This window comes from Candidatus Eisenbacteria bacterium (assembly GCA_016867495.1).
Lineage (GTDB): Bacteria > Eisenbacteria > RBG-16-71-46 > CAIMUX01 > VGJL01 > VGJL01.
Genome location: VGJL01000157.1, coordinates 1 through 6,035, shown reverse-complemented (window position 1 = coordinate 6,035; position 6,035 = coordinate 1). Strand labels below are relative to the sequence as shown.

4 protein-coding genes are annotated in these 6,035 nt (G+C 66.5%); 3 read left to right on the top strand and 1 reads right to left on the bottom strand.

The features are described 5' to 3' along the window. The 3 genes from FJY88_11150 to FJY88_11140 all read left to right on the top strand — a co-directional run. Positions 1-1,996: AAA family ATPase (locus tag FJY88_11150; GenBank protein MBM3287890.1), on the top strand; the 1,996-nt coding region annotated here is incomplete at its 5' end. A gap of 782 nt (positions 1,997-2,778) precedes the next feature. Then, entirely contained in the window at positions 2,779-3,750 is a 972-nt protein-coding gene (locus tag FJY88_11145; protein ID MBM3287889.1) for a fibronectin type III domain-containing protein, read from the top strand. 314 nt (positions 3,751-4,064) lie between these two features. Continuing rightward, positions 4,065-4,976, top strand: a complete 912-nt coding sequence (locus FJY88_11140) for a PorV/PorQ family protein (GenBank protein ID MBM3287888.1) — start codon at positions 4,065-4,067, stop codon at positions 4,974-4,976. Between the two features lie 5 nt (positions 4,977-4,981). Here FJY88_11140 and FJY88_11135 read toward each other — a convergent pair whose 3' ends face one another. Further along, positions 4,982-5,773: a UDP-2,3-diacylglucosamine diphosphatase gene (locus FJY88_11135; protein MBM3287887.1), complete on the bottom strand. Its 792-nt coding sequence runs from the start codon at positions 5,771-5,773 to the stop codon at positions 4,982-4,984. Between the last annotated feature and the right edge of the window lie 262 nt (positions 5,774-6,035).

Genomic DNA, 6,035 nt, shown 5'->3' with positions numbered 1-6,035 from the left:
CGACGCGGTTGCGGCCACCCGCCTCGCGACGGAAGCCTTGCTGATCGCCACGCGGATCGGCGATCAGTGCGAGGTGGGCGCCAACCTCCGTCTGATGGGGGAGGCGGCGTGGGAATCGGGCCGGCGTGAAGCGGCGCTCGATCTCCTGCGGAAGTCGTCGCAGACTCTCGCAGCGACCCCCGATCTGCTGAAGGGGACCACGAGTCGGATCCGTTTGGCGTCCGCGCTCGTGGAGGAGAGTTCTCTCCGCGGGACCGACGGGGTCTCGTGCGCCCAGGAAGCCGTCGATACCCTCGAGCCGCTCTGGGAGAAGATCCAGAAGCACGATCTGATGTCCGTCGTCTCCGAGTTCGTCGAGATCCACGCGCGCGCGCTCGTCGCGGCCGGCAACTACGAGGGGGCGCTCCGCGTGTTGGATCGCGGGATCGGGATGCTCGAAGCCCAGGGACGCGTCGACACGGTCTCTCGCCTCGCCGCCCTGAAGATCGAGCTGGGGGAGAACCAGGCCGAGTTCGTCCTCTCCACCAGCGAGGAGTTCCAGATCCTCCAGGAGTTCACGCCGCTCGACATGGGGAGCAACGGCGGCGGCGGCGGGACCCAGAGGCTTCTCCAGCATGCGGCCGCTCGACTGAAGGTCGAGCGGGCGCTGGTGGCCGTGGGACCCGGCTTCGAGAGGCTTCGCATCGAGACTTCCATCGGCATCGATAGGCCCACGGGCATGCTGAAGGCTCTGGATCCGGTCTTCCGGGCCTTCGCGGCCGGTCGAAAGATCTGGCTCTCGGGGCATGGGGCGAGCCTCCTCTCCGAATCCCACATCTCCGACTCCTGGCAGCCGAGCGGGGCCGTCGTGGCTCTCCGGTTGCGTCCCGGCGAGGATCTGTGGGGCGTCCTCGTGGCGGAACGCCAGGGATCGGAGCCGTTCGCGACTCGCGATCTGCGGATGCTCTCTCTCTTCGGGAGCCTCCTCTGCGTGGCGATCGAGGCGAGGCGGCACACGATCGAGGAGGTCTCGGACGGGGACGTGGAGCATGAGAGCGACCCGTTCTGCGACTTCCTCACAGTCGATCAGGCCACCAAGCAGACCCTCTCGCTCCTGCGGCGTGTGGCGGACAGCGATGCGAGCATCCTCTTGACCGGCGAGACCGGCACGGGCAAGGGCCTCGTCGCCCAGTGCATCCACCGCGCGAGCCGGCGGGATGGCAAGCCCTTCATCCAGGTCAACTGCGCCGCCCTTCCGGAGCAGCTCCTCGAGAGCGAGCTCTTCGGCCACGTGCAGGGCGCTTTCACTGGAGCGGTGAGAAACAAGCGGGGCCTCATCGAAGAGGCCGAGGGCGGGACCCTCTTTCTGGACGAGGTCGACAGGTGCCATCGCAGCGTCCAGGCGAAGCTCCTCCACCTGCTCGACCGCAAGGAGTACCGCCCGGTCGGCGGGGTCAAGCCGCGGACCGCAGACGTCAGGTTCCTTTGCGCGACCAACACCGATCTGGTGGCCGCGATCCGCTCGGGGGAGTTCCTGGAAGACCTCTACTACAGGCTCAACGACTTCCAGTTCGCCATCCCGCCGCTCCGCGAGAGGCGCGAGGACATCCCGATCCTCGTTCGCCGATTCCTCGGCAGGATCACGCGGGAAATGGACCGCACCGTTGGGGGTATGACCCGCGAGGCGATGCAGCGCCTGATGGACCACGAGTGGCGCGGCAATGTGCGCGAGCTTGAGAAGTGCATGCGCCGGGTCGTGGTGCTCTGCGAGGAAGGCGGCCTGATCGGGACGGATCTCCTACCGCAGGAGATCCGGGGATCCGATCCGCTCGCGAGGGACGCGGCGACGCTCAAGGAGGCGGTGGCGCGCCTGGAGTCGGATCTGATCCTGCGAACCCTGACCGAGACCTCATGGAACAAGTCCGAGACGAGTCGCCGGCTGCGGCTCAGCTACCCGGCGCTCCTGGAGAAGATCCGCAGGTATCGCCTGGCCAAGCCTTCGATTCGAAAGAAGTAGAATATCCGCTCTCAATTCTCCTTCTAGTCTCAATCCGTTGATTCTCATAACGATGCGCTCGATGTGGGCAAGTCCTATCAACTCTCTTTCCAATTGAGCCGGTCTCGGCGAGCCGCCCGGCGCGGGGATGGCACCGGTGGAACGTCCGGTTTGGGCGTCCTGCTTGCACTTGGCCCATCTGGCGACTTCACCGGCATTTTGGCATCAATGCTGCATATTGCAGCGAGCGGAGGGGGGACCTCCAACTCGGGGCCGGGTCGGTGCGTCCGTAAGCCCAGGGTTCAAAACTAGGTCAGCCTCCTGGTTGAGCACGGTTGACGATTTCTGACCCGGTCCCCAGAGCTTTTCTCAGAGCCATCCAGCAGAGTCGCTAGTTCAGTCTGAGCTCGATGGCTTTGAGGTTTCGGCCAGGTCTGCCTCCCGACATCCGAGGGATCGACCAGGTAGGTCGTCCCAATCCCCCCAAATCCGAGCCCGGATGGACGGGAGGCAGGCCGGCCAGTAGAGACCTACAAGAACCGACCGGGAACTAGGACAAGCTTGCACGCTCGTGGCCGTCCGTCTCGCGGATGGCCACGTCGCTTTCCTCCGCTGGGCGGCTCTGTCGCGCCTCTCGACCGCGCCGCTTTCCTCCGCTGGGCGGCTCTGTCGCGCCTCTCGATCGGCCCGCCATCCACAGAACCGTTCCCCTCGTCTGGGGTTCATCCTATTGTGCCCGGGACACGGCGATCGCGAAGCAGTCGAGCCGGGCTGCCTGCCCGGGCATAGGAAAAGGAGGAGGAATGAACAGCCAGGTGACTTCCATGACGGCAAGCGGGCGGGGGCCATCTCCCGCGCGCCTGCCGCTCCGCGCCGCGCCACCGATCCGCCGCCGGAGGCGGCGGGGCACCGGCTTGACCCTGCTGGCCCTCGGCCCGGCCTTGCTCCTTTTCGTCCCCTCGTTGCTCCTCCTCGGCGCCGCCGGCTGCGATGATGATCAAGTCCCGGTCGATCGCGAGCCCCCGGCGGTCCCCCGCGGAATCACGAGCATCACGGGCGACATGCAGGTCACCCTCCTCTGGTATCCCAATGCCGAGTGGGACCTGAGCGGCTATCGGATCTACCGCAGCCTGAGCGGCGCGGGCTACTACTCGCGGTTCGACTGGATCTCGGCGCCTCCATCCGGCCATTACATCGAGTATGTCGATCGCAATTTGGAGAACGGGGTGACCTACTACTACGCCGTGTCGGCCGTCGACGATGCGGGCAACGAGAGCGGCCTCTCGCCCGAGAACGTCTTCGACACGCCGCGCCCGGCGGGTAGAACCAATCTTCGCAGTTACGAGACCTCTCCCCGCTCCTGCGCCTACGATTTCTCGAGCCGCCGGGTGACCGACTACGACGACCCGGGCGCCGACATCGCCTATGTGAACAACCCCGTCGATGGAGCCTGGATGCTCGGCCTCAACGAGCCGGGGACCGATCTCTACACGGCGCTCCAGGATGCCGGCTTTGCCGCAAACCGGGACCAGTACGACTCCGTTACATGGGCCCCGGCGCACGGCTGGTCCCCGAGCGCGGCCGTCGAGCTGATCGAGGGCCACGTCTACATCGTCTGGACGCGCAATGACCACTACGCGAAGCTCTGGGTGAGATCGGTCTACTCCGATCAGGTGGAGTTCGATTGGGCCTACCAGACCGACCCGGGGAACCAGGAGCTCAAGCAGAGGATCGTCATCGTGCCGCTGGACGCTCCGCGTCCTCCGGGGCGCTAGGCAGGAACCGGCGATGCTTCGATGGCCCCTCGATGGCCCCTGGATGACGCCTCGTTGACCGCGCCTTCGCGCCGCCTCTAAGATCGGCGTGTCCGGGGCTCTCTCACGGAGGGGACGCGCGCCTCGGCTTCGATGAGGGCATCGTGCGCGGACGGCTTACCGAACCGCGGAAGAGCGAGCGAACCGCGGAAGACTGACCGAACCGCGGAAGCGCGAGCAAACCGCGGAAGCGCGACCGAACCGCGGAAGACTGACCGAACCGCGGAAGCGCGAGCAAACCGCGGAAGCGCGAGCGAACGGCGGAAGGGGGACTGATGTGTAGGCTCACAGCGGCTGCGGGATTCGCCATCTTCGCGCTCTTGTTTGCCCGGTTCTCCGCGGCTGGCGCGGAGCCGGTAGGGATGGCCTACCTCAAGATCGGCGCAGGCGCGGAGTCGGTCGGGATGGCTGAGGCCGTGGTCTCGAATATCGACGGTCCCTCGGCGACCTACTGGAATCCCGGCGCCCTGGCTTTCCTCCCCGGGCTGCAGGCGACGGTTGCCCACAACGAATCCTTCTTCACCATCCGCCAGGAGTTCGCGGGGCTGACGCGCAAGATCGGCAGGTTCGGTGTCGGAGTCTCCTTCGATGGAACGTGGGTCGATGACCTGAAGGCCTATGGGGATGAGCCCGCGGAGTACCTGGGGACCTTCGGCTACTACGGCATTGCGGCCGGCGTCTCGTGCGCCTACGCCTGGAGCGATCGGATCGGGGTCGGAGCCAGCGTCAAGCTTGTCCGCGAGGCGATCGATGTCTACTCCGCCGGGGGAGCGGCGTTCGATCTCGGGGTTCAGGCCCGCGATCTCCTCCCGCGGCTCAGCCTGGGTCTGTCGATCCTCCATCTCGGCCCTGCGATGAAGTACATCGAGCAGTCCTTCCAGATGCCGACGACCTTGCAGGGCGGCGCGACCTATCGGCTAGGGATTCCGCAGACGAGGGGCGAAGCGCTCCTCGCCGCCGAGATCAGGAAAGTCCGCGACGAGGACGCGAGTCTGCGTCTCGGGCTCGAGTACATGCCGCAGCAGTCGATCCAGCTGCGCGCCGGCTACAGAAGCGCCCTCGACACCGAGGATGTCGGCTTTGGCCTCGGCTACAGGCGGGGGCGTCTCCAGGCCGACTACGCCTACGTTCCCTTCGGCGAGGATCTGGGTTCGCAGCACAGGATCGGGTTGACCTACCGGAACTAGCCCGCTCAGACGCCGGGTGGCTCACTTTCCGCGGCGAGAGTCTTGCTTCCGCCTTCGGGCAGCCACCGCTTCAGCGAGATCCGCCCCTCCACCATCTCGAGGTAGGTGAAGTTCTCGATCCAGTCCCCGATCACGAAGAACTCTCCCTCCGGGAGGCGTACGTGGGCCGGATCGTGGATGTGCCCGATCACGACGGCGTCGTGCCCTCCCCGCAGAGCGGGGCCCGCAATGTCACGCACGAGCTTCGGCAGCAGAACCTCCCGCGGCTCTGTGTGCCGGCGGCTGACGGCCGAGACTCGGTAGGCGAAGGGAATCCCGATGTCCGGGTGGACGCCGCGGTAGAGCGCGATGCAGAGCCTGTTGCGCAGGATTGTCTTCAAGAGCTTGTAGCCCCCGTCCCCCTTGCCGAGACCATCGCCGTGGGCGACGTAGACTCTCCGTCCCTGGACCTCGATCGATCGCGGCTCCTGCGCCACGCTGAGGCCGATCTCCTCCTCGAGATAGGTCCCGGCCCAGAAGTCGTGGTTTCCCCCGAAGTAGAGGCAGGGAACCCCTTCGCGGGCGATGTCGGCGATCGCCCGGCATACGCGGAAGTGCCCTTTGGGGATCGCGTGGCGGTACTCGAACCAAAAGTCGAACAGGTCGCCGACGATCAGGAGACCGCCGATGCGGCCCCTGAGCGACTCGAGGAACCGGACGAGCCACGCGGCCCGCTCGGGCGGGCCGGCGGAGGCCCCGAGGTGGGCGTCGCTGATGAAGACGACCGGCCCCGGCCCCTCGTGAAGTCGCTCCAGCATGGGGGCAGTCTAGCGAAGCGGGCCGCCCGGCGCAGCGGGGCTGTTGATGCGGTGTCGGCTTCGGCTAGCATCAAGGGGAACCATGGAGGGCGATCCTTGAACCAGAGTCAGCGATTCGAGCCGATTCTCGAATCCGTCCGCTCCGGGCTCTGGAACCTGCTGGTTCTCTCGCTCGGAGCGATCCTTGGCGTCGGACTGGTTCTCTTCGCCGGCGGAAGGCGAGGCGCGCTCCCGGGCGGGAGCCCATCGGCGATGGAGGGGC